17 protein-coding genes are annotated in these 25,774 nt (G+C 42.6%); 10 read left to right on the forward strand and 7 right to left on the reverse strand.

The window, feature by feature from the left end; genetic code table 11:
* The first annotated feature begins 67 nt into the window (after positions 1-67).
* The 6 genes from NBH01_RS12500 to NBH01_RS12525 all read left to right on the forward strand — a co-directional run bounded on the left by NBH01_RS12500 (position 68) and on the right by NBH01_RS12525 (position 11,125).
* The gene (locus NBH01_RS12500; protein WP_255309644.1) at positions 68-2,986 is read left to right on the forward strand and encodes a SusC/RagA family TonB-linked outer membrane protein; all 2,919 of its coding nucleotides are present in this window, start codon (positions 68-70) and stop codon (positions 2,984-2,986) included.
* A gap of 19 nt (positions 2,987-3,005) precedes the next feature.
* The gene (locus NBH01_RS12505; RefSeq protein WP_008764022.1) at positions 3,006-4,466 is read left to right on the forward strand and encodes a SusD/RagB family nutrient-binding outer membrane lipoprotein; all 1,461 of its coding nucleotides are present in this window, start codon (positions 3,006-3,008) and stop codon (positions 4,464-4,466) included.
* A gap of 105 nt (positions 4,467-4,571) precedes the next feature.
* Positions 4,572-5,831, forward strand: coding sequence for a GTPase HflX (gene hflX, locus NBH01_RS12510; protein WP_250700131.1), 1,260 nt, complete (start codon positions 4,572-4,574; stop codon positions 5,829-5,831).
* A gap of 56 nt (positions 5,832-5,887) precedes the next feature.
* Positions 5,888-7,879, forward strand: a complete 1,992-nt coding sequence (locus NBH01_RS12515; RefSeq protein ID WP_008759582.1) for a DUF4954 family protein — start codon at positions 5,888-5,890, stop codon at positions 7,877-7,879.
* 311 nt (positions 7,880-8,190) lie between these two features.
* On the forward strand, positions 8,191-9,825 hold the full coding sequence (locus tag NBH01_RS12520) for a fumarate hydratase (RefSeq protein WP_008759583.1): 1,635 nt from the start codon (positions 8,191-8,193) through the stop codon (positions 9,823-9,825).
* Positions 9,826-9,964: 139 nt separating this feature from the next.
* Complete coding sequence (locus NBH01_RS12525; RefSeq protein WP_008759584.1) at positions 9,965-11,125, forward strand: acyltransferase; 1,161 nt, start codon at positions 9,965-9,967, stop codon at positions 11,123-11,125.
* A gap of 126 nt (positions 11,126-11,251) precedes the next feature.
* Here the strand turns inward: NBH01_RS12525 and pelA are convergent, their stop codons facing one another.
* The 7 genes from pelA to NBH01_RS12560 form a co-directional block, all read right to left on the reverse strand.
* On the reverse strand, positions 11,252-12,346 hold the full coding sequence (gene pelA, locus NBH01_RS12530; protein ID WP_072066162.1) for a pectate lyase: 1,095 nt from the start codon (positions 12,344-12,346) through the stop codon (positions 11,252-11,254).
* 150 nt (positions 12,347-12,496) lie between these two features.
* On the reverse strand, positions 12,497-13,843 hold the full coding sequence (locus tag NBH01_RS12535; RefSeq protein WP_074859056.1) for a TolC family protein: 1,347 nt from the start codon (positions 13,841-13,843) through the stop codon (positions 12,497-12,499).
* Positions 13,840-16,872 (reverse strand): efflux RND transporter permease subunit, encoded by a 3,033-nt coding sequence (locus NBH01_RS12540; protein WP_055230101.1) that lies wholly within the window; start codon positions 16,870-16,872, stop codon positions 13,840-13,842. Before NBH01_RS12540 ends, NBH01_RS12535 begins: the two co-directional genes overlap by 4 nt.
* Before the next feature lie 15 nt (positions 16,873-16,887).
* Positions 16,888-17,970: an efflux RND transporter periplasmic adaptor subunit gene (locus NBH01_RS12545; protein ID WP_008764016.1), complete on the reverse strand. Its 1,083-nt coding sequence runs from the start codon at positions 17,968-17,970 to the stop codon at positions 16,888-16,890.
* Positions 17,971-18,285: 315 nt separating this feature from the next.
* Positions 18,286-19,218, reverse strand: a complete 933-nt coding sequence (gene rsgA, locus NBH01_RS12550; protein WP_008764015.1) for a ribosome small subunit-dependent GTPase A — start codon at positions 19,216-19,218, stop codon at positions 18,286-18,288.
* Between the two features lie 94 nt (positions 19,219-19,312).
* Positions 19,313-19,873 carry a ribosome recycling factor gene (gene frr, locus NBH01_RS12555; RefSeq protein WP_008764014.1) on the reverse strand — a complete coding sequence of 187 codons (561 nt, stop codon included), beginning with the start codon at positions 19,871-19,873 and terminating at the stop codon, positions 19,313-19,315.
* 51 nt (positions 19,874-19,924) lie between these two features.
* Positions 19,925-20,836, reverse strand: coding sequence for a DMT family transporter (locus tag NBH01_RS12560; protein ID WP_048693993.1), 912 nt, complete (start codon positions 20,834-20,836; stop codon positions 19,925-19,927).
* 410 nt (positions 20,837-21,246) lie between these two features.
* On the opposite strand from NBH01_RS12560, the gene NBH01_RS12565 reads away from it, so the two are divergent.
* The 4 genes from NBH01_RS12565 to NBH01_RS12580 are packed head-to-tail and all read left to right on the forward strand — an operon-like array spanning position 21,247 to position 25,769.
* On the forward strand, positions 21,247-21,549 hold the full coding sequence (locus NBH01_RS12565; protein ID WP_048693997.1) for a RyR domain-containing protein: 303 nt from the start codon (positions 21,247-21,249) through the stop codon (positions 21,547-21,549).
* A gap of 3 nt (positions 21,550-21,552) precedes the next feature.
* A complete protein-coding gene (locus tag NBH01_RS12570) occupies positions 21,553-23,601 on the forward strand; it encodes a hypothetical protein (RefSeq protein ID WP_117578737.1) in 2,049 nt (682 codons plus the stop codon).
* A 20-nt stretch (positions 23,602-23,621) separates the two neighbouring features.
* Entirely contained in the window at positions 23,622-24,677 is a 1,056-nt protein-coding gene (locus tag NBH01_RS12575) for a hypothetical protein (RefSeq protein WP_225665219.1), read from the forward strand.
* Between the two features lie 6 nt (positions 24,678-24,683).
* On the forward strand, positions 24,684-25,769 hold the full coding sequence (locus tag NBH01_RS12580; RefSeq protein ID WP_008764009.1) for a carboxypeptidase-like regulatory domain-containing protein: 1,086 nt from the start codon (positions 24,684-24,686) through the stop codon (positions 25,767-25,769).
* Positions 25,770-25,774: the final 5 nt, after the last annotated feature.

Genomic DNA, 25,774 nt, shown 5'->3' on the forward strand with positions numbered 1-25,774 from the left:
CAATAACATATATGACGATCAGGTTTATATTTCTCATTATTATAATAATCAACACATTATATAAAGAATTAGTTCTGCAAAGACTTTGCAGATTTCGTATATTGGTATGCAAACACAAGAAGTCGTAATCAAACCTACTTTGAAAGTTTTGTTAAAGTCTGATTCTCAGAATCTTGAAGAGGTAGTGGTAACAGCTATGGGTATTAAGCGATCTGAAAAATCTTTAGGTTATGCAGTATCCAGTGTAAAAGGAGATGAGATAACTAAAGCGCGTGAAAGTAATGTGCTTAATTCATTGTCCGGTAAGATTGCAGGTTTGCAAATTGCACAGTCGTCTGGAACGGTAGGTGGTAGTTCAAGTATACAGATTCGTGGTGCTTCTTCTATTGGCACAGTTTCTTCCCCTTTATTTATTATTGACGGACTTCCTATCGACAATGGTTCTTACAATCCTGACAGAACCAATGGTATAGTCGATGTAGGTAACCGTGCAGGAGATATCAACTCTGACGATATTGAATCTATCAACGTATTGAAGGGGGCAGCTGCAACTGCATTGTATGGAGCACGTGCAAAAGACGGTGCAATTGTTATTACTACTAAGAAAGGGAAGAAGAATTCACCGGTATTTGTTACGGTAAACTCTTCAACACGATTTGAGAATGTACTTAAATTGCCTGATTTCCAGAATGAGTATGCACAAGGTAGCTACGGAGTATATAATGTAAAAATGCTGAATGGATGGGGACCGAAGATTTCATCGGTACAAGATCAGCAATTTACAGATTATAAAGGAGATAAAGTGACCTTGAAAGCAAATCCTGATAATGTGAAGGATTTCTATGAAACCGGAATGAGCTATATTAATAATGTGTCAGTAGCCGGAGGTGGTGAAAAGGCTGATTTCCGTTTGAGCTTTACTTCTACTAATCAGACCGGTGTTGTGCCAGGTTCTGACTATAACAAATATGCATTCTCTGTGAATGCAGGTATGAACTTTACTAGCAACTTCACAGGACGCATCTCTGCCCAATATATACGTTCAGATTCTGAAGGTCGTCCGGCACAGGGGGCAAATGATAGCAACTTGCTGATTCCTTTAATCAATGGATTGCCAAGAACGATTGATATTCATGATATTAAGCAGAACTGGATTGATGAAAATGGCAAACAGGTTACGTTGGATCCAGAAGGCAAAAGTAATAATCCGTACTGGATTATTAATAAGAATAAATTTACCAATAATCTGGATCGTATGATCGGTAATATCACATTGACTTATAAGCCGATTGAAGGATTGACTATCACTAACAATGCCGGAACTGACTTCTATACAGAAGGAAGACGTAAACTTTACGCAAAGGGTACTGTAGGAGCCTTAAATGGTAAGTTTCAGACTTGGAATTTGTATAAAAGAATTATAAATAATGACTTAATGGTTTCCTATGAGAAGACTTTTGCCAATGATTATCATTTTAAGGCGATGGTAGGTCATAATCTCTATCAGGAAGAATGGAAGAATGAAAATGTACAAGCTCAGAACCTGGTAGTTGACGGATTGTATACATATACTAATGCGAAATCTACTACTCCGGTGAATTATTATGAAAAGAAACGTCTTGTCGGTTTATACGGAGATATTAGCTTGGGATACAAAGATATGCTTTTTATTAATGTAACAGGACGTAATGACTGGTCGTCTACTCTGCCTATTAATAACCGTTCTTATTTCTATCCATCTATCAGCGGTAGCTTTATTTTCACAGAATTGATGGAGAATAAAGACATCCTGAATTACGGTAAGATTCGTTTAAGTTATGCGAATGTGGGTAGTGACGAAGATCCGTACAATTTGGCATTTAAATATACTCCAGCTAGTACTTACTTTTTGCAATATCTGGGTAATGTCAATACTTTCCCACACATGGGACTGGTTGGTTTTACCGGGCCTCGTGTTCTGCCGAATGAAAACTTGAAACCTCAGAACCAAAGTTCATTCGAAGTCGGAGCTGATTTACGTTTTTTTGGTGGAAAGATTCGTTTGGATATGACTTATTATAGCAATATCACAAAGAATCAGATTGTAAGTATTGATGTCCCGTTATCAACAGGTTACTTTGCTAATAATATCAATGCCGGAAAGATTGCCAATAAGGGTGTCGAAGTAACTTTGGGCTTGACTCCTGTAGAAACACGTAACTTTAAATGGGACTTGGATGCAACGTTTGCTTCTAATAAGCAGACTGTAGAAGAGTTGGCTGAAGGACTTGATGAATATACATTGACTAGCGGATTGAGTGGTTTGCAGATTAAGGCTGCCAAAGGTGATTCGTTCGGTTTGTACGGTACTGCCTGGAAGCGTGATGATCAAGGTAATTATGTAATTAACTCTAAGACAGGTTTGAGAGAAACAGTCAATAACGTACGTTTGGGAGACGTTTATCCTGACTTTACAATGGGTATCAACAATACACTTACTTATAAAGGGCTGACTTTTAGTTTCTTGATTGATATCCGTCATGGAGGTTCCTTATATTCGGAAACAGTAGCTAATTTGAGAAGCAGTGGTTTGGCTGCAGAAACAGTGGCTCACCGTGAAGATGCCTCTTTTATTGAACCGGGTGTTATTCTTCAGGATGACGGAACTTACAGACCTAATGATGTTCCGGTGAAGAGTATGCAGGACTACTGGCAGCATGTGGCGAACTCCAGTAATAATGAAGGAAATATCTATAATGCATCATTTGTGAAACTTAGAGAAGTGCAATTGTCCTATAGTTTTCCGCGTAAATGGTTTAAGAGTTTCTTTGTTAAATCATTGGATTTAGGCTTCGAGGCACGTAACTTATGGATCATCAAAGATCATGTGCCGCATATTGATCCGGAAGCTAACTTCTTCGGTCCTTCTCAGATCGGAGGCGGTGTAGAGTTTAACAGTATCCCTTCTACCAGAAGTTTCGGATTTAATCTCAGACTAACATTGTAAGAATTAAACGAACATGATTATGAAAAAGAAAATATTAGCATATGCATTGAGCGCTTTGACATGTGGGTTATTTACTTCATGCAGCGACTGGCTTGATATCAACCATGACCCCAATACTGCCGAGAAAGTTGATCCCGGATATTTGTTTAACTATGTAGCCGTAAACTGGGCCGGAACACGTACCGGTGGTGACTTCTATATTCCGTTATCAATGAGTTCACAGTGTCAGGTTGATGGTGGACTTGATTATGGTGGCTGGGATGAATCGGTATATACCATTTCCCCTTATAGTACAGGAAATACGTGGAAACATTACTACTCTGTCGGTGGTAATAACTTGATGCTGGCTATTAAAAATGCGGAAGAAGCAGATCCGGTGAATCACAATGCTATTGCACAGTGTAAGATTCTGTTGGCTGAACATATGTATGAAGCGACGATGCTATGGGGGGATATCCCTTTCACTGAATCTTGGAACGGAACAATTAAGTATCCGAAATTTGATTCTCAGGAAAGTGTATTGAATGGGGTGTTGTCATTGCTTGATGAAGCACTGCAGATCATGGATTTGAATGATGCCAATGCGATTGATGAATACGATATCTATTATAAAGGTGATATGAATAAATGGATGACTTTGGCCAAATCTTTAAAGTTCAGAACACTGATGGTTATGGTGGACAAAGATCCTTCTAAAGCTACTGCCATTGGTACGTTGTTACAGGCTGGAGGCATGGTATCATCAGCATCAGATAATTTGGTGTTCCCTTATTCTGCAGAACCGGGTAACCAGAATCCTAAGTATGAACTTATAGAATTGGTTGGCGGTACACAGATATTGTTTTTTGCCAGCAACTATATGCTGAAGCCGATGCAGGAACGTAATGACCCCCGTATTCCTTGTTATTTTGAACCGGGTGCCGACGGTGTATATAGAGGCTTAGGTAACCGTGAACCTGCTGTTACTGATGACAAAGATAATATGTTATCATCTGTTGTGAGCAGTTATCTTTTCAGAAAAGATGCACCGGAGTTAATATACTCTTGCCAGGAGCAGTTGCTTCTGGAAGCGGAAGCTTATGCGCGCGGTTTGGGAGTTGCTCAGAATTTGTCGAAGGCTAATGAATTGTATAAGAAAGGCATTCGGGAAGCATGTGCATTTTATGGAGTAGCGGAAGCGGATATTGATACATATGTTACAGGTTTGCCGGAATTGACAGCGCTGACTCAGGAGAAAGCACTGTATGAGATTCATATGCAGCAGTGGATTGATTTAATGGATCGTCCGTTTGAGGAGTTTGTACAGTGGAGACGTTCTGGTACTGCTGGAAATGAAGTCCCGACCTTACAAGTGCCGGAAGATGCAACTTCAAAAGAACTGATCAGAAGATGGGAGTATAGCCCGGAAGAGATGACTGCTAATATCAATGCACCGAAAGAATCTCCGAAGATTTGGGAAAAGTTATGGTTTGATTTATAATTGAATTACTATAAATGGTTACGAAAAAGAGGACAATACAACATTGTCCTCTTTTTTTTGTTATATTTGCGACCATATTTAGATTTATATAGTAGAAGTTAAAGAATGAAAGAATTTATAATATCCGAAGCCAAAGTAGAAACCGCAGTACTTGTCGGACTCATTACCCAGATGCAGGATGAGCGGAAAACGAACGAGTATCTGGATGAATTGGCTTTCCTTGCTGAGACGGCTGGGGCGGAGGTAGTGAAACGATTTACACAGAAATTACCGACAGCCAATTCGGTTACTTATGTCGGAAAAGGAAAACTGGAAGAGATCAGACAATATATACGGACAGAAGAGGAAGAAGAACGTGAAGTGGGAATGGTCATCTTTGACGATGAACTTTCCGCGAAACAAATACGTAACATTGAAGCCGAACTGAAAGTAAAGATACTAGACCGTACTTCATTGATCCTCGATATATTTGCGATGCGTGCACAGACTGCCAATGCGAAAACGCAGGTGGAACTGGCTCAGTACAAATACATGTTACCGCGTTTGCAACAACTCTGGACCCACTTGGAACGTCAGGGTGGTGGCTCCGGTAGCGGAAGCGGTAAAGGAGGTTCTGTGGGACTTCGCGGACCGGGTGAAACGCAGCTCGAAATGGACCGCCGTATCATCCTCAACCGTATGTCACTGTTGAAAGAACGTCTGGCGGAAATAGACAAACAGAAAGCCACTCAGCGCAAGAATCGCGGACGTATGATCCGTGTCGCATTGGTCGGCTATACAAACGTTGGAAAATCGACCATCATGAACTTGCTGTCAAAGAGCGAAGTGTTTGCCGAAAACAAGCTGTTCGCTACGCTTGATACAACGGTACGCAAAGTGATCATCGATAACCTGCCATTTCTTCTGTCGGACACGGTCGGATTTATCCGTAAGTTGCCCACTGATCTGGTAGACTCATTCAAATCGACTTTGGATGAGGTGCGTGAAGCCGATTTACTGGTGCATGTAGTAGACATCTCTCACCCCGGATTTGAAGAACAGATCGAAGTGGTGAACAAGACACTTGCCGACATTGGCGGCGGTGGCAAACCCATGATACTTATATTCAATAAAATAGACGCCTACACCTACGTGGAGAAAGCGCCGGACGACCTTACCCCCCGAACAAAGGAAAACTTAACACTCGAAGAACTGATGAAGACGTGGATGGCAAAGATGGAAGACAACTGCCTCTTTATTTCCGCCCGCGAACGAATCAATATAGACGAACTGAAAGATGTAGTTTATCAGCGAGTGAAAGAATTGCATGTTCAAAAGTACCCCTATAACGATTTTCTTTATCAGACTTACGAAGAGGAAGAATAATAATCAATGTACCGCTTACTGATTGGGGGAGGCGGTACATATCTATTTTTATCTATATGAAAGACTATCGTAAATTGACTGAGGACGAAGTGCTTCAGTTGAAGAGCCAGTCGTGTCTGGCTGATGATTGGGGAAATGTTTTGGTTGCCGAGGGGTTTAACTGTGAGTATGTTCACCATACCCGCTTTTCGGGTGAAGTGAAATTAGGCGTATTTGATGCCGAATTTACACTGCCCGGAGGGATCAGAAAACATTCGGGACTCCGTCATGTAACTCTGCACAATGTGGTAGTGGGGGATAACTGCTGCATTGAAAACATTCAAAACTACATTGCTAATTATGAAATCGGAAATGATACCTTCATTGAAAATGTGGATATCATTTTGGTAGACGGGCTAAGCACCTTTGGTAATGGGGTGGAAGCGACAGTGCTCAATGAAACGGGCGGACGTGAAGTGCTGATCAATGATAAATTGTCGGCACACCAGGCATACATACTTGCATTGTATCGTCACCGTCCGGAACTGATTAATCGCATGAAGGCGATTGCCGATTATTATTCCAACAAGCATGCTTCTGCGGTAGGTAGTATAGGTGATCATGTGATGATTCTGAACACAGGGTCTATCAAGAATGTACGGATCGGTGATTATTGCCATATCTGCGGTACTTGCCGTTTGACAAACGGTAGCGTCAACAGTAATGTGACAGCGCCAGTGCATATCGGGCATGGAGTAATATGTGATGATTTCATTATCTCTTCTGGTTCCGAAGTAGATGACGGAACGATGCTGACCCGTTGTTTTGTCGGTCAGTCTTGCAAACTGGGACATAACTATTCAGCCTCCGATTCCTTGTTTTTCAGTAACTGCCAGGGAGAGAACGGGGAGGCATGCGCCATCTTTGCGGGACCTTTCACGGTGACTCACCACAAATCGACTTTATTGATTGCCGGTATGTTCTCGTTTATGAATGCGGGATCGGGATCGAATCAGAGCAACCATATGTATAAACTGGGGCCTATCCATCAGGGAACCATGGAAAGAGGAGCCAAAACGACCTCCGACTCCTATATCTTATGGCCGGCACGTGTCGGAGCCTTTTCTCTGGTAATGGGACGCCACGTTAATCATGCCGATACCTCCAATCTTCCTTTCTCTTATCTGATCGAGCAACGGAACACGACTTATCTGGTTCCGGGAGTGAATCTGAGAAGTGTGGGTACCATTCGCGATGCTCAGAAGTGGCCGAAACGTGACAAGCGGAAAGACCCGAACCGATTGGATTATATCAATTATAATCTTCTGAGTCCATACACCATTCAGAAAATGTTCAAGGGACGTTCTATTCTGAAAGAGCTTAAGCGGGTATCCGGCGAAACATCCGAAATCTATTCCTATCAGAGCGCAAAGATCAAGAACTCCTCTTTAAATAATGGTATCCGTTTTTATGAGATCGCTATTCATAAGTTTTTGGGTAACTCCATCATAAAACGCCTGGAAGGCATTAATTTCCAGAGTAACGAAGAAATACGTCAGCGTCTGAAACCGGACACGGAAATCGGAACCGGCGAATGGGTGGATATGTCCGGACTGATCGCTCCTAAGAGTGAAATAGACCGTCTGCTCGATGGCATCGAAAATGGTTCTGTCAATCGGTTAAAGTCCATCAACGCCAGCTTTGCGGAAATGCATGAGAATTATTATACGTATGAATGGACCTGGGCTTACAACAAGATTCAGGAGTTTTACGGCTTGAATCCGGACGAAATAACGGCACAGGACATAATCCGTATCGTAAAAGCGTGGAAAGAGGCGGTAGTCGGTCTTGATAAAATGGTATATGATGATGCCCGTAAAGAGTTCTCGCTGTCTTCGATGACAGGATTCGGAGCCGATGGTTCTCACGATGAAATGAAGCAGGACTTCGAACAAGTACGTGGTGATTTTGAAAGTAACACGTTTGTGACGGCTGTCTTGAAGCATATTGAGGACAAAACTGCGCTTGGCAATGAATTGATCAAAAGAATCGGGTCCATTCAAGAGTAAAATCTAAAGTCGGCTTATTGGTTAGTCGCCTCATTAACAGTAGTTATTGTGATCTAAAGTTCTCAGACCATTCTCATCTCGATGAGAAAAAATTCTCACCACAATGAGAAAATTTTCTCATCGCAGTGAGAAAAAATACTCATAGGCATGAGAAAAAGTTCTCACTGCAATGAGAATAAATTCTTGTTGCGGTGGGCATAGTTCCTTTCTGCGTTATTCATTCTTAATTCTTCATTCTTCCGTTATCATTCTTTATTTTTAATTACTACCTTTGCCTCACTAACTAACATTACGTAATAAAATAAGAAATTATGGCAACACCTCCGTTTAAGTATCAACCCATGTTTGAAAAGGGAAAAGATACCACTGAGTATTATCTGCTTACAAAAGACTATGTATCGGTAAGCGAGTTTGAAGGAAATCCTATCCTGAAAATTGAGAAAGAAGGCTTGACTGCGATGGCAAATGCAGCTTTTCGTGATGTGTCATTCATGCTTCGCCGTTCGCACAATGAACAGGTTGCTAAGATTCTGAGTGATCCGGAAGCCAGCGAGAACGATAAGTACGTAGCACTGACTTTCCTGCGTAATGCGGAAGTGGCTGCCAAAGGTGTACTTCCATTCTGTCAGGATACCGGTACTGCTATTATCCACGGTGAAAAGGGACAGCAAGTGTGGACCGGCTATACCGACGAGGAAGCTCTGTCACTGGGTGTTTACAAAACATATACCGAAGAAAACCTGCGTTACTCTCAGAATGCGCCTCTGAATATGTATGATGAGGTAAATACAAAATGTAACCTGCCTGCACAGATTGACATCGAAGCTACCGAAGGCATGGAATACGAATTCCTCTGCGTAACGAAAGGTGGTGGTTCTGCCAACAAAACATATCTGTATCAGGAAACAAAAGCAATTTTGAACCCTGGTACACTGGTTCCGTTCCTGGTGGAAAAAATGAAGACTCTGGGAACTGCCGCTTGTCCTCCTTATCATATCGCTTTTGTGATCGGCGGTACTTCTGCTGAGAAGAACCTGCTGACAGTGAAACTGGCTTCTACTCACTTCTACGATAATCTGCCGACTACGGGAAATGAGTTTGGCCGTGCTTTCCGTGATATCGAACTGGAAAAACAAGTACTGGAAGAAGCTCATAAGATCGGTCTGGGTGCACAATTTGGCGGTAAATATCTGGCACATGATGTTCGTATCATTCGTCTGCCTCGTCACGGTGCTTCTTGTCCGGTAGGTCTGGGCGTGTCTTGTTCTGCCGACCGTAACATCAAATGTAAAATCAATAAAGATGGTATCTGGATTGAGAAACTGGATTCAAATCCGGGTAGCCTGATTCCGGCAGAATTGCGTCAGGCCGGTGAAGGTGATGTAGTGAAGATTGATCTGAACCGTCCGATGGCTGAGATTCTGAAAGAACTGACCAAATATCCTGTATCTACTCGTCTGTCACTGAACGGTACTATCATCGTTGGCCGTGACATCGCTCACGCTAAACTGAAAGAACGTCTGGATCGTGGAGAAGATTTACCTCAGTATATCAAGGATCATCCTATTTACTATGCTGGTCCAGCCAAGACTCCGGCTGGCATGGCTTGCGGTTCAATGGGACCGACAACTGCCGGACGTATGGACTCGTATGTTGAGTTGTTCCAGAGCCACGGTGGTAGCATGGTTATGTTGGCGAAAGGTAACCGTAGCCAGCAGGTTACAGATGCTTGTCAGAAATATGGCGGCTTCTATCTGGGTTCTATCGGCGGACCGGCTGCAATCCTAGCTCAGAACAACATCAAGAGCATTGAATGTGTGGAATATCCGGAACTGGGTATGGAAGCTATCTGGAAAATAGAAGTAGAAGATTTCCCGGCATTTATTTTGGTAGATGACAAAGGAAATGACTTCTTCAAACAGATTAAACCACGTTGTGCCAAATAACAAGTAATAAGTAACAAGTAATAAGTAATGGCAAGTAATTCTTGCGGTTGATTACATAAACATTCATTTGGGATACCTGTCAGTTTTCGTATGGGTATCCCTTTTTTTATAAACTTGCTTATCTAATAATTAAAACACCATGAAACCACCTGTGATGAATTTATCCAATCAAAAGAACCAGCATATTGTCTGGCTGGATGTCGTTCGTTTTATTGCGATGTTTACAGTTGTCTGCTGTCATTGCACCGATCCGTTTAATTTTTATCCCGGCACGGCTCCGAATATCGGAGAAATAAAACTTTGGGGTGCTATCTACGGATCTGTACTGCGTCCGTGCGTGCCTCTGTTTGTGATGATTACCGGTGCATTGCTTCTGCCTGTAAGAGGTGATGCTTCTACTTTTTACAAGAAACGTATTCCCCGTGTCTTTTATCCGTTCCTGATATGGTCGGTGCTCTATAATCTGTTCCCTTGGATTACAGGCCTGTTGGGACTGAATCCTCAGATTATTCTTGATTTCTTCCCGTATGCGGGAGAGGAAGTGATGCAGCAATCATTCTCTGTATCTTTGGAATATATTTTGATGATTCCGTTCAACTTCTCCATTTTAGCCGTGCATATGTGGTATATTTATCTGCTTATCGGGTTGTATCTGTATTTGCCGGTTTTCTCAGCTTGGGTAGAGAAGGCTTCGGAACGTGCCAAACTGATGTTTCTGCTGGCTTGGGGGGTAACTTTGCTGCTTCCTTATTATTATCAGTTTGTTTCTAATTATTTATGGGGTACCTGTTCATGGAACTCTTTTGGAATGCTGTATGCTTTTGCCGGTTTCAATGGCTATCTGTTGTTGGGGCATTATCTGAAAAATCTGGAATGGAGCTTGAAGAAAACGTTGGCGATTGGCATTCCGATGTTTGCAGTCGGTTATGCGGTGACATTCTTAGGTTTCAGACATATAACCGCATTGCCGGAATATACGGATGAGATGCTGGAACTTTTCTTTACCTATTGTTCTCTTAATGTTGTAATGATGACGATACCTGTGTTTATGTTGGCAAAGAAAGTAAAAGTGAACTCGGAAAGGATGAAAAAGGCATTGGCGAATCTCACTGTTTGCGGATTCGGTATTTATATGATACATTATTTCTTTACAGGGCCGTCAGTCGTGCTGATGAGAGCTATTAATATGCCGATTGGTTTGCAGATACCTGTAGCCGCTATTCTTGCTTTCGCCGTTTCATGGGGATTGGTATGGCTGATCTATCGTGCAGGAAAGGTTGCTAAATATATAGTAGGATAATAAGTCATAGAAAATAGAAATAGATGAGAGGTTATCAAAAGTCAATAGTAACTAAACTCCTTCAGGAAGGAGGAGAGTTTAGTTACTATTGACTTTTGACATCCCCTCTTATCGCATCCTCCGGTATTATTTCCTATTTAATTCCTTCTTCCATTTCTCATATTTTGCCAGTACTTTGCTGCCGTCTTTATTGTACCAGCTATATCCGTTCCGGCGTTCATGTCCGATTTCTGAGATATCGTATTTTTTAATTCCGTCGCGGTCGGAGAAGAAAGGACGATTGGTGTCCAGTTCATAAAAACGTGCCCATAGTACGGGACAATCTTCGCAAGGGATCATCTGGTAATCTCTTTTTCCGTCACTGTTGGTGAAGTATTCTTTTTGTATTCCTTTTATTTCGGACTTCTTGAACCATTTGACGGCTGATTCTATCGATTCAATTACTTTTTCCGATGGATGGGGGAGAGACATGAGCAAAAGCACGATATTGTCAGATTCTTGTCCGCTCAATGAAGGCAACTCATATGCACGTGCCTTGCAGGGCTCCAGTGTGATGCGGTCATGCTGCGCGCACCATACTGTCAGTTCCCCGTTTTGGCGAACCTGTGTCCGGAGGATACATTCTATTCCTTTGTCAAAGGCTTTACGTGCTTGCTGGCAGGTTTCATCGGGGATGAAAGTATAAGGGGACTGCTTTTCGTAGATTTCCCGTAACTGCTGCATGACTCTGACCATTGCGTTATCATTGTAGGTGATTTGGATATAGTATCCTGTAGGACGCGGATAAAACTGAGGCCATCCGCCATTGTCATATTGTGCTTTGAGCAGATATTGGATACCTTTCAGTACTCCTTCTTTGTATTTCTCTTTTTGTGTAGCTTGATAAAGACGGGCCAGATATTGAATTTCGGTTGTCGTGGCGTTGTTGTCAATGGTACTTTGGTTGACGTCTCCTTTCGCATTCCATGCTTTGGTGTATTCTTGCTCTGTCAGTTCTGCCGGCATGTAAATGTTTTTGGGCCAGCCTCCCGTGACTTGCTGATACAATAATACATTGTCTCCGATGCGTTGTGCTTCTTCTGTCCGGAAAAAGGCATCATTGAACTTGGGAGCGAGGTGTACCCATTCTTTGTAATTCTGTTGTTTCCTGTAATCTGTTGTTTGGGCTGAAACTCCGGTCTGAATGAAAAGTAACAGAAAGAAAAAGGCTGTTTGTCTCATGACTTCTATTGTTAAGTGAATGTTATGGTGTGTGCAAATGTAGAAGAAAAGGTCGGGAATGAAGGGTAATATCTGTTCTTAATGGCATAAAAATTGGGCTAATCGCTTTTATCAGATGATTAGCCCAATGAAAACAGGAGAATCAATGTTTTATTGCTCCAGATATTTGGTGATTTTTCCGCTGATTTGCAGTAGTGAAATTTCGCAAAGTTTGGTGTTGTATTCTGCCGAGAGAATACGTTCTTCGGCATCCAGCAGACTCTTTTGTGCCTCGCGTACTTCAAAACCGGAAAGGTCTCCCTGTATATAACGGTCCATGGCGATATCATGATTGTCTTTGGCAGTCACAAGATTCTGCCGTTCCAGATTCAGCAGCTGAAGATTATTACGGTATGCTTGCCACAAGTTGCTGAGATCGGAACGAAGGGCTAACTCCAGTTCCTGTCGTTCCAAACGACGATTCTTGAAGGCAAGGGTTGCGTTGCGCTTTTCACGGCGGCGGTTGCCGTCGAAGATATTAAAACCGACAGTAACTCCGGCATTAAAGCCTAAGTTGCCTCTTCTGCTATTTGCATTGATATCATACTTATTAAAGGTATATCCATAGCCGGTATTCAGTTTGAGGTATGGATAGTTGCGGGAGTTGATCTTTTTGTAATCCAGCTGTGCCAGTACGGTGTTCTGGTCGGCTTTCAGCAAAGAAGCATTGGTGGATAAGGTAGCATTCCATAAATCGTCGAACAGTAAGTCACTGTGTACGTCAATGGTAGAATCTTTGATGACGATAATCTGATTTACATTATTGTTGGCCATCAATTCATTAAGTTGGATGCGTGAGGAGTGCAGCAATTCCTGTTGCTTGATGTATTGGGCACTGTCCGCATTGAAGTCCACTTTGGCTTGCTGATAATCCAAACCTGAGAATTTACCGACAAGATGGCTCGCTTCTGCTATACGCAAGCGTTCTTTGGAAAGTGACATCGCATAATGAAAGTTCTTCAAACGGATCTTTTGCTGGATGAAGTTGTAGTATTCCGAGGCAAGATCGGCGATGAAGTCTTCAATGGCAATGCGGGTATTGATTTCGCCCTGCCGTTCCAGTTCCTTTAGTTGCTTGTACGTAGTGCTGATATTGAATCCGTCGAAGATGGTCCAGTTGAGGTTGAGGCCGACGTTAACTGTCTGGTCGTAGACTCCATTATTTTTGGTGACCTCTCCGGTGGCACGGGCTTTCGTCTCGATGTTGTCCAGGTTTCCGGTATATCCGGCAGAAAAGTCCAAAGTAGGCAGATAACCTGCATTTCCGAGTGTCGCGTTATTCTTGCTGATCTGTTCTTCGTTATGGACGATGCGCAGAGAATAATTGTTTTGCAGCCCTTCTTCCAGGCAGTCTTTTAAGGAATAGATTCGCTGTGCCTTCACTGGAGAAACTAATACGAAGACACATGCGGTAACTATGTATATGATTTGTTTCATGCAAATACTTTTCTGTTTCATTCTTTTGTTATTTTGATTCGGTTAGTCGAAATATAACTGTAGATGGCCGGCACGATATACATAGTAAGCAGTGTGGAAACAACCATACCACCTACTACAGCCGTACCCATGGCGATACGCTGATTGGCGCCTTCTCCGCTGGCAAATGCCAATGGAATAAGTCCCAGTACAGTAGAAGCACTTGTCATTAGAATCGGGCGCAGACGCTGTAATGCGGCATCTTTGATGGCGCTCATTTTATCCTCGCCTGCTTCTTGTTTCTGATTGGCGAATTCCACGATCAGGATACCGTTTTTAGCCACGAGACCAATCAGCATGATAATACCGATCTGGCTGAAAATATTCATTGTGATATCTCCGAAATACATGAATACCAAGGCTCCGGCGATAGCCAAAGGCACTGTTAACATGATTATTAACGGGTCCTTGAAACTTTCAAACTGTGCTGCCAGGATCAGATAAATCAGAAGGATAGCCAAAATAAAGGCAAACATCAGGCTCGAAGAACTTTCACGGTATTCCTTGGAGTCTCCGGATAATGCGGTACGGAAAGTATCATCCAATGTTTCTTTGGCAATCTTGTCCATTTCATCCAGTCCTTGTCCGATGGTCTTTCCGTCAGCCAGTCCGGCGGAAATTGTGGCTGATACAAATCGGTTGTAGCGGTACAGTTTGGGTGGAGCGATACCGTTTTCCAGCTCAATCAGATTATCCAGCTGTATCATATCTCCATTGCTGCTGCGGATGTAGATAGCTTTCAGGTCGGCAGGCTTGTTTCGTTGCTGGCGGTTGATTTCACCCAAAATTTCATACTGCTTTCCGTTCATATAGAAATATCCCATACGCTGGCCGCTCAATCCGTATTGCAGCGTTTGGGCGATGTTTTTGGTACTGACTCCCATTACACTTGCTTTGTCACGGTTGATCTTGATGCGGGCTTCCGGTTTGCTGAACTTCAAGTCTACGTCTGCCATCTGGAAAGCCGGATTCTCATATACTTTGGCCATGAACTGCGGTAATACCTCCTGCAGTTTTTCAAGATTGGTAGCCTGAAGTACGTATTGAACAGGCATACTTCCCCGGCGTCCGCCGAAAGAAGACTGCTGTTGTACGAACGAGCGTGCCATGGTCTTTTTCTGAACTGCCTTTGATATCTTTTCCGCAACTTCCATCTGCGTGTAGTCACGGTCTTTCATGTCTTTCAGTGTAATGCGTACGTTTCCGCTACCACTGGATACACGTGCTGTCACCGCTTCCGCATCCGGCAGAATAGAATCTACAAGCTGGTTGATATCTTCGGTATAGTCCCGGATATATTCATAAGTGACACCCTCCGCACCTCGGGTGTTGATCGAGATTTGCGACCGGTCTTCAAGCGGTGCCATTTCTGCCGGAATAGCATTCCATAAGAAGCCGATCAGGCAGATGGTTATAAAAGTGAACGGAAGTGCCAGCCAGCGCTTGCGCAAAAAAGCAGCGAGCGAACGGCTGTACCATCGGTTCATCCCTTCAAAAAACGGTTCTGTTTTAGTGTAGAACCAGTTTTGTTTCTCACGTTTGATGAGTAACTTCGTGGCCAGCATCGGTGTGAAAGTCAGTGCCGCAAATGAAGAGATAATGACAGAACCGGAAATTACAATACTGAATTCCCGGAACAAACGTCCTGTCATACCTTGCATAAAGACAATCGGGAAGAATACTGCAACTAGTGTGATGGTCGTTGAAATAACGGCAAAGAAGATCTCTTTGGCTCCTTCTATTCCCGCTTCTTTCGGACTCATTCCTTTTTCGATACGGATATAGATGTTCTCCGTCATTACGATGGCGTCATCCACCACCAGTCCCACGGCCAGCACAATGGCAAGCATGGAAAGTACGTTAATGGAGAATCCGGCAAGATACATGACGAAGAATGCTCCAATCAGCGATACGGGAATTACGATGCACGGAACCAGCGTCACCCGCCAGTCGCGTAAGAAAAGGAAGATGATGATGATAACCAGAATAAAGGCTACATATACAGTCTCTTTTACCTCATTGATAGATGCCCGGATAAATTTGGTATTATCAAAACCATAGCTATACGTCACATCTTCCGGCAGGTCCTTCTTCATCTGTTCCATGCGTTTGTACACAGCATCGGCAATTTCGATGTGATTGGCTCCCGGCTGTGGAATAACAACAACACCTACCATGGGTACACCGTTCATTTTCATGTAACTCTTGATGTCGGCAGGACCAAGTTCTGCACGTCCGATGTCACTGAAACGGACGATACGGTTGTTATCTTCTTTTACAATAAGATTATTGAACTCATCGGCAGTATGCATTAATCCCAATGTACGGATTGTCAGTTCGGTAGTGTTTCCTTCAATACTACCCGAAGGAAGTTCGACATTCTCATTGTCTACCGCATTCTTTACATCAATCGGAGTGATGCCATATCCTGCCATCTTGACCGGATCGAGCCAAAGGCGCATGGAATAACGCTTTTCACCCCAAATAGATACACTACTTACATCAGAGATGGTCTGTAACTGCTCTTTGACAGTCAAGTCTGCAATCTCACTTAATTCAAGCAGTGAGCGTTTGTCGCTTTGGAGGGCAACCATTAAAATAGGCATCGCATCGGCATCGGCTTTTGATACAGTCGGCGGGTCACAGTCCCGGGGCAGATAACGTTGGGCACGGGAAACTTTGTCACGTACGTCATTTGCTGCAGTTTCCAGATCGACTGAAAGTTCAAATTCTACCGTAATACGGCTTTGTCCCTGCTGGCTGACGCTGGATAGAGACCGGATGCCCGGGATACCATTGATATTTTGTTCCAGTGGCTCGGTTATCTGGTTCTCAATGACGTCGGCATTGGCTCCCGGATAAGAACAACTGACAGAAATGATCGGGTTGTCCACCGATGGATATTCACGGACACCCAGATAACTGTATCCGATAAATCCAAAAAGGAGAATAATGATTGTCAGTACCGTAGCTAATACCGGACGGCGTATACTTAATTCAGATATATTCATAAGGCATGGCAGGTATTAGTCAATATTATCCAATGTAACAGGAAGTCCCAGGCGAAGTTGCAGTGTTCCTGATGTAAGAATGGTATCTCCTACTTGAAGTCCTCTTACAATTTGTACTTCAGCATCTGTACGAATGCCTGTTGTCACTTCTACAGGTTCGGCTTTTCCTGATTTATACAAGAAAACTTTATCCTTTCCCATCTCCGGTACGATAGCTTCCGTCGGAATGGCAATCGCATTCGGGATTTCTTCTTTCTTTAATTGGATACTTGTATATCGGCCGGGAAGTAAGGCGCGATTGGTATTTGGATAAAGTGCGCGTGCTGTAAATTGATGCAGGTTGGGATCAATCGTTGATTCTACAGCATATACTTTTGCGCTGAAGGCATCTAGTTTTCCTTCAATTCTAAAATTCAGGTTCGTACCTTTCTTAATCTGGCTTGCATAGCGTTCCGGTACTGAAAATTCTACTTTCAGCGGAGTAATCTTTGTCAGTTTGGCAACGATAGTTGTCGGCGAAGCGTATGAACCGACACTGATTTGCCGAAGTCCGATGATTCCGTCAAATGGAGCACGGAGCTCGGTTAGGGCAATGTTCGCTTTTACTATTTCTATATCAGCATTTAGAGTTGCCAGGTCAGTCTTTACTTGTTCATAAGCTTCTTTACTGACTGCATCTCGTTTAAGCAGAGCATCTTGTCGGAATACACGGTCCTCAGCTAACTTTAGTTGTGAAACCAACCGTTGAAGTTGTGCCTGTAGCTGGCGGTCGTTGACTTTGGCAAGAAGTTGTCCTTTTTTTACGGGAGTTCCTTCTTCGAAGTTGATCTCTATTACTTTCCCGGAAGTCTCAAAAGACAAATCAACTTCTTCATCCGGCAGAAGTACGCCGGTAGTAGTGTATTCGTCTGTTAACAGTTGAGGCTTTATTACTTTGGCGTTGACGTTCAGAATCTTTTTTCCATTCTTTTGGGTATTTTTTACCTTGTCAGCAGCAGCCAGTTCGTCGTTAGTTTTTGGTAACTGTGAGTAAATTCCCCCACCGATAATTCCGGCACCGATAAGAATAATGATGCCCCATTTAGTTTTTTTATTCATGGTTTAGTATAGTATATAGCATGTTATATAATATCTTCTGATGATTAGACGACACTTGAAAGAAAAGGTTTAATGCTGGATAAAGTAAAAGAAAGTTAATGTTGTGTCTGGCTTTAATAACAGACAAAAGGAGAATTTCGACTTTTCATCTAATTTACTTATTTAAATTAGTGAGATTTTGCTTGAAGTTTAAATTAAAATCAAAGTTGTGTTTGTTGTTTGAATTTTGGAATCAGAATGTTCGATTGTTGTCGTTTTTTTAATAGAAATTAGATTTATTTTTTATGTGTAATTTCTTGCTGATTAGTTAAGAGATTAGTATGCCGCCCGATACTTTCCCTCCTCCTTATCCTCCAGCATATTCAGATAAGAAGTATAACGAGACTCACTGATAAGATGCTTTTCCACTGCCTCACGTACCGCACATCCCGGCTCATGCCGATGTGTACAGTTACCATATTTGCAATCAGCGGAAACCTTGAATATTTCAGGGAAATAATGCCCGATTTCTTCCTCCTCCATATCGAACGTTCCGAATCCTTTGATTCCCGGAGTATCGATAATATATCCATCCCCGTCTACAGAGAACATTTCAGAGAAGGTAGTCGTATGCATACCTTTGTTGTGATAGGTCGATATCTCACCGGTTTTTACTTTGGTTCCCGGTAAAATGGCGTTGATGAGCGTCGATTTTCCAACTCCCGAATGACCGGAGAAAAGTGTGATCTTGCCTTCCAGGTCTTTTTTGATGGCATCCACTCCGGTTCCTTCCTTGGCAGAAACCTTGAAACAAGGATAACCGATATGCGTATACAGATTAATAAGAGCGTCCAGATAACGGAGCTCATCCTCGTTATAAGCATCTACCTTATTAAATACCAGTTTGACAGGTACACGATATGCTTCGGCAGAAGCGAGAAAACGGTCGATAAAAATGGTGGATGTTTCGGGATAGTTGACAGTAACCACTAACATACATTGATCGAGGTTAGCGGCAAGAATGTGAGATTGTTTGGAAAGATTGGAAGAACGGCGGATGATGTAGTTCTTTCTGTCTTCTATTTCATTGATAAAGGCAGTACCTTCCTGATTGAGTATAATCTGAACGCGGTCGCCCACGGCTACCGGATTGGTGCTGCGAATACCTTTTAACCGGAAATTACCTTTGATTTTACATTCAATAAATTGTCCGTCGTCGGTCTTCACCTGATACCAACTGCCCGTGTTCTTGATTACTAATCCCTTCATTTATTTAATGGATAATGGATAATGGAGAATGGATAATGGAGAATGGGCAATGGGACTGCATAGTAATTATCCATTGTCCATTCTCCATTTTCCATTAAACCGTCATGATTTCTTTATCCTTGTCAGCAAGCATATCTTCAATCTGTTTGATATACTTATCATGGATTTTTTGTAACTTGGCTTCCGCATTCTTCTGCTCGTCTTCTGCCAGTCCGTCTTTTACTGCTTTTTTCAGTGCGTCGATGCCATCGCGACGAGCGTTGCGTACACTTACTTTGGCAGTTTCGCCTTCCGCTTTACACTGTTTAGCGAGCTGTCTACGACGTTCTTCCGTCAGAGGAGGAATACCAATACGGATTACTTCACCATTATTTTCGGGCATAATGCCAAGGTCAGAGTCGATAATGGCTTTTTCGATGGCACGGAACATACTTTTGTCCCACGGTTTGATGGTGATACTGCGAGCATCCGGAGTGGATAAAGCAGCTACATTGCTGATAGGAACCATACTTCCGTAAGAGTCTACGCGGATACCATCCAACAGTCGGGTACTCGCTTTTCCAGCGCGGATATGTGCCAATGCTTCTTCGAGATACATTACAGCCATATCCATTTTTTCTTGTGCATTGTCAAGGCAAGTCTTTACGTCTACCATATTTTTTGATAATTAAAGTTGCTATTTGGTTGATTGATTAGCAAAAGTATACTATTTTTTGCTTATCTGCAACAGCACACTCATCTTTTTTATAAGCGACTTGCCGATGATAATCAATGTAACGGCAGTGATAATCATTAAAATACCGACCATTAATCGGGGAGTCAGTTTTTCGTGAAACAGGAGGACCCCGAAAAATAACGCTGTCACAGGCTCCAGAGCACCGAGTATAGCAGTAGGAGTGGAGCCTATAGATTGAATGGCTAATGCGGTGCAAATCAATGACACGGCAGTGGGGAGAATGGCCAAGGCCAGAACATCTGCCCACAATAAGGGAGAGGGTATGATTTGCAATTCCGTGCAGAAATTCAAGCGGACTATGTAAACCGATAATCCGAATAATATAGCATAAAAAGTCAGTTTGGTAGTCGGTAATGTTTTTAATGAAGACCGGTTGACTCCTACGATATAAATGGCATAGGAGAGAGACGACAGTAAAACAAAGATAATTCCTACGGTGGAGAGTGGTTTGTTGCCATCTCCCTGATAGAGCAGGGCAATGCCCGAAAGTGCCAACAGGATCGAAAAAACGGTGATTGCGGAAATCTTCTCTTTGAAAAAGGCGCCCATGATCACAGCTACCATCACCGGATAAACGAACAGAATGGTAGAAGCAATACCGGCATCCATATAGTTGTAACTCATGAATAGAAGCAGAGATGAAAACGAAAACAGCAATCCCATGATTACCAAGGGGAGAATGTCTGCCTTGCGAAGAGTAAAAGACTGCCCTTGCAGCTTCATCAAGACACCCAATACAATTACGGCAAATGCGTAACGGTAGAATAAAACAGTATCGACACTCATGCCGGCAGCATAGAGCGGGAGTGTGAAGAGAGGATTCATACCGTAGCTTGCAGCGGCAATGGCTCCATAAATAAAACCTTTGGTCTTGTTATTCATTATTTTAGCCTCTTAAAAATGGCGTGCAAAAGTACGTAGTTTGCCGATGATAAACAATAGTTTAGGGCGTTGATAGTATAATTTAATTTTTCGTATGCGACGGATTACTTGGAGAATAGCATGAGATTACTCTTCTGCTAGCCGTAAACTAACATTGTTTATGCTTGAATTTATTCGTCTGACAGCTGTTTTCTTTTCGTCTGACAGCTGTTAGACGAAAGATTAACAGTTGTCAGACGAAAGTTCAACAACTGTCAGACGAATAGTTTTATGCAATGCGAGACTTAGATTTTAGCACTATAGCCATTAAGAAATAGTATTGAAAGCTGTAAATCTTAGTCTTTTTATTATCTTTGCATCAATGACATGCCTTGCATCTTAATACATTAGATAAATACAGAATATAAAATATGAAAGAAAATAAACTGGATTACACCCCCGAACCGATGGACCTTTCATCGGTCGACCTTCCCGAATCTTTAATCCAATTATCAGAGCGCATCGCTGAAAATGTACATGAAGTGTGGGCAAAAGCCCGGATGGACGAAGGCTGGACTTATGGCGGAAAACGCGATGATATCCATAAAAAGCACCCTTGTCTGGTGCCTTATGATGAGTTGCCGGAAGAAGAAAAAGAGTACGATCGGAATACGGCTATGAATACGATCAAGATGGTGAAGAAATTAGGTTTCAGAATAGAAAGGGAGGAGTAAGTTATGAATGCTCGTTGGTTTGACCGGATTATTTATGGCGGGGCCTGGAAACAGATATGTTTCCTGATTATTATAGTCATTTCGCTGATTGTTCTATCTTGTCTGGGAGTACACTGGGGAAGCAAGCATCAGATGGCTCCTTCCGAAGAGATGACTGCGCTGGCTGCCGACTCTGTGGCGAACCATTCTTTCCAGAAGACCCTGTGGAATGTATACAATAACTTTGTTGATTCGGGCAATCTGATTAGTATAAGTCCGGAAGACCGCCCGTGGGCATTGATTATTAGTTTGCTGGGTTCCGTCGTTTTGGGCGGATTGTTGATCTCCACGCTTTCCAATATCATTGAAAGGCGGGTGGAAAATTGCAGAAACGGGTTGATTCATTATAAACTATCTGATCATTTTGTGATCATCGGTGCAGATGCGATGTTGCCCTGTCTGATACGACAGTTATGCCAACGGGAGAAGGATTGCACATTAGTCATTCAGACTTCCAAAGACGTCAATGAAGTACGGATGGAATTATTCTCCAATCTCACAAAGGACGAGGAGAAGAGAATCGTTTTGGTTCATGCCATGAGAGACTCTAAAGAAGAACTGAAAAAGTTGTATGTGGCGGATGCGAAAGAAGTCTTTATATTGGGAGATAACGGAGAGCTGGATGATGTGGAATATTATCATGACTCGATGAATGTCGACTGTCTGAATCTGATAGGCGAACTTTGCAAGGAAGAGAATCGGAAACCTCCTTTGAAGTGCAACGTACTCTTTGAATATCAATCTACTTTTGCCGTCTTCCAATTCTCGGATATTGATGATGATATAAAGGAATATATTGATTTCTGTCCGTTTAACTTTTACGAAACATGGGCGCAAAAAGTATTTGTGCGAAATGCGTGTAGTATCCGTGAGATTAATTATCTGCCTTTGGATTATCAGCCTGTCACTTACGAATCAGAGAAATATGTGCATCTGGTAATTGTGGGAATGTCGAGGATGGGAATTGCTTTGGCTGTCGAGGCTGCCCATATAGCCCACTATCCCAACTTTATCCGGGATAAAAAGAAGAAAACGCGCATCACTTTTATCGATAATGAAGCAATGCGTGAGATGAACAGCTTCAAACAAGCGTATGAAAACCTGTTTGATGTATCTTATTCTACCTTTATAGACACAGAAAACGGTTTGGTCCGCAGGGATGAACCTGCTGAGGTTTATGCTCATTTGGGAACAGATTTTATAGACATAGAATGGCAGTTTGTACAGGGAACTATCGAATCGCCGGAAGTCCGTGATTTGATTACAGACTGGTGTGAAGATGAGGATGCGCTGATGACGGTTGCAGTCTGCCTGAACCTGACTCATCAGTCTATTTCTTCTGCTGTCTATCTCCCGCGTTGTGTCTATGAGAAAGGTGTTCCGGTGTTGGTTCAGCAACGGATAACATCGGCTATCATTGAAAAATTATCCGGTAATCCATTGAAGGGAAAAGGAGGAACCAATCAGCGTTTCAAGAATCTTCGTCCGTTCGGGATGTTGGATGATTGTTTCGACTTGTGCATGGCAGACGAGATGTATGCCAAGCGTGTAAATGCGGTGTATGAAAAGTGTGAAGGAGATAAAGTCTTGACAGAACTGCCATCTGCGAAAGAAATGGATGAACTATGGCACAATCCGAAGTTCAAAACGGTAAAGAAATGGTCTAATATTTATAATGCGAATGCCATTCCTACCAAATTGCGTTCAATCGGCTACACCAAGGAACATTGGGACAACGGAAAGCAACTTAGCGAAAAGCAGGTGGCGATTTTGGCAGAGGTGGAACACAACCGATGGAATGTGGAAGAACTGTTACTGGGATATAGACCTGTGACAAAAAAGGAACAGGAAGAGATAGAACAAAAGGTAGCCTTGAAGAATAAAAAGCGGGATGAAGAATATGCTCATTATGACATTCGCCCTTACAACGATTTGCGGAATGGCAGTGAGAAATATGATATTGCTTTGACACGGCATCTGCTTTTGATTGCGAAGCCGGACGAAAAACTATAAAATGGATTAGGATTTGTGATATGGGGAATCATCAAAAGGAAATATTCTTAGTGCTCTCTATCTTTCTGATTGGCTTTCAGTGCGTTTGGGCACAAACCACTCAGAAGGGAATTGTCATGGAAATGAGTAGCAATAACAAGCCCGTAGCCGGTGCTGAAATAAAAGTAGCGGGTGCTTCGCCTACGGACAGCGATCAGGAAGGGCGGTTTATTCTGAATTTCACCGCTTCCTTGCCGGGCGATCCGTTGATGATTAATGATATCTATAAGAAAGGTTTCAAAATAGTCAATTACGAGAAAGTAGCCAACTGGAATATATCGTCTGCCTCCGAACTGAAAATTGTATTAGGGCGTACCGAAGTCATCAATGCGTTGCGCAAGAAATATTACGATATAGGCGAATCCAATAGCGAGAAAGAATATCGGAAAACATTGGCTGAACTGGAAGAACTGAAGAAACAGAACGCATTGTCCGCAGTGGAATATGATCAGAAAGTTGACTCCATGTCTAAAAGTATGATGGAATGGCAGAAACGTCTGGAAATATATGCGCTTAAATTTGCCTGCATCAATCGTGACGAGCTTGATGCTATGGAAAAGCAGGCAATGGAACTGCTCGATCATGGTGATGTGCATGGAGCTATTCGTCTTTATGAAGAGATGAAACTCGATTCTGCCATGACATTGAAGATTGCAGTCAGACAGGAAGCCAAAGAAGATATGAAACTGCTTCTTCCATCCTTAGTGAATAATTTCCAGTTGCTGAAGCAAGCCGATGATAAAGTGGCGTGTGACTCTGTTGCTCACTTGATTTATGAGATGGCGACGGATATCAAGCTGAAATTAATGTCGGTAGAGTGGTTCTTTCAGCGGAATGACCCGAGTGAAGTTCTGGATCAGTATAGCTTAATCGTAAAGGATACGCAAAGTATGCAAGAGATTGAGCTGGTGGAGAATAGCCTTCAGCAGTCATTGAAAGAAGTAAAACTGAAAGGAGAACTGAAGAAAAAGGCACAGTTGGTTTTCGAACGAATCGAAGACCGCAAGAAATGGATCAGTATAAAGGAAAAAATATAGAAACAGATGAAGAAGATCAAGATTTTTATTGCATCATCGGCGGAGTTGAATGAAGACAAACAGATGTTTGACTTGTACTTTTCGGATAAGAATAAACTTTATCGTGACCGGAATATAGACTTCGATCAGCGTACGTGGATGGACTTCAGCAGTTCGCTGAATGAAGGTCGTCTGCAGGATCGCTATAATGACTATATCCGCGAATGTGATATTGTGATTTTTCTGTTCCACACACGGATGGGGCGCTATACCAAAGAAGAACTGGAAGTGGCCCATGAAATATATCTGAAGACTAAGGCTGCAAAACCTAAAATATTTGTCTATTTCAAGGAGGAGGGGATCGTTGATGAGTCTCTCAAAGATTTTAAATCTTATTGCGAGAAGAATCTCGGACACTTCTGCGACTTGTATACCAATTATGATGATTTGCGTCTCAAGTTCGACAAACAATTGCAGATTTTGGAGAATGAAGGCTTTATCAAGCCCGATCCGGTAGATGTGAAACGGACATTGAGGTTCGTATTATTGTATGTCCTTGTGCCTGTACTGGTGGTGGCACTGGCTTTCTTTGCTTTCTATTATTATTCGCCGGTCACTTCCACGGTGCGTCTTACGGATACTTCCAAATCTTCTTTGCCTTTTTATGGCGCTGATATAACATTGGAGTATGCCGATAAGAGCGAAACCCGTCATGTGGACAGACTTTCTGACGAGGTTGTCTTCAAAGAAATTCATACTAAATATCTGGGTGAGAATGCCCGTCTGAAGATAGAATCGAAAGGATATGTGACGGTAGATACGGTACTGAGCCTGGAAAAGAATGTGACTCTTGGCATCAGTCGGGATTCTTCATTAGCGATGATTTTCGGTACTGTGAAAGATGAGGATAACCGTCCGCTGGCGGATGCTACTGTTCAAGTGCTGGACATGAAAACGGTATCTGACGGAATGGGAAACTTCCAACTACCCATACCTGCCGAGAAACAAAAAGAGGAGCAACGGGTGACGGTATACAAGGATGGATATCAATTATGGGACTTCACCGGACCGGTCTCCGATAAAGTCCCATGGAAGATTATTCTGAGAAAGTAATGCCT

Origin of the sequence: Bacteroides sp. B1-V-101, assembly GCF_023656585.1 — a bacterium.
Taxonomy (GTDB): Bacteria; Bacteroidota; Bacteroidia; order Bacteroidales; family Bacteroidaceae; genus Bacteroides; species Bacteroides thetaiotaomicron.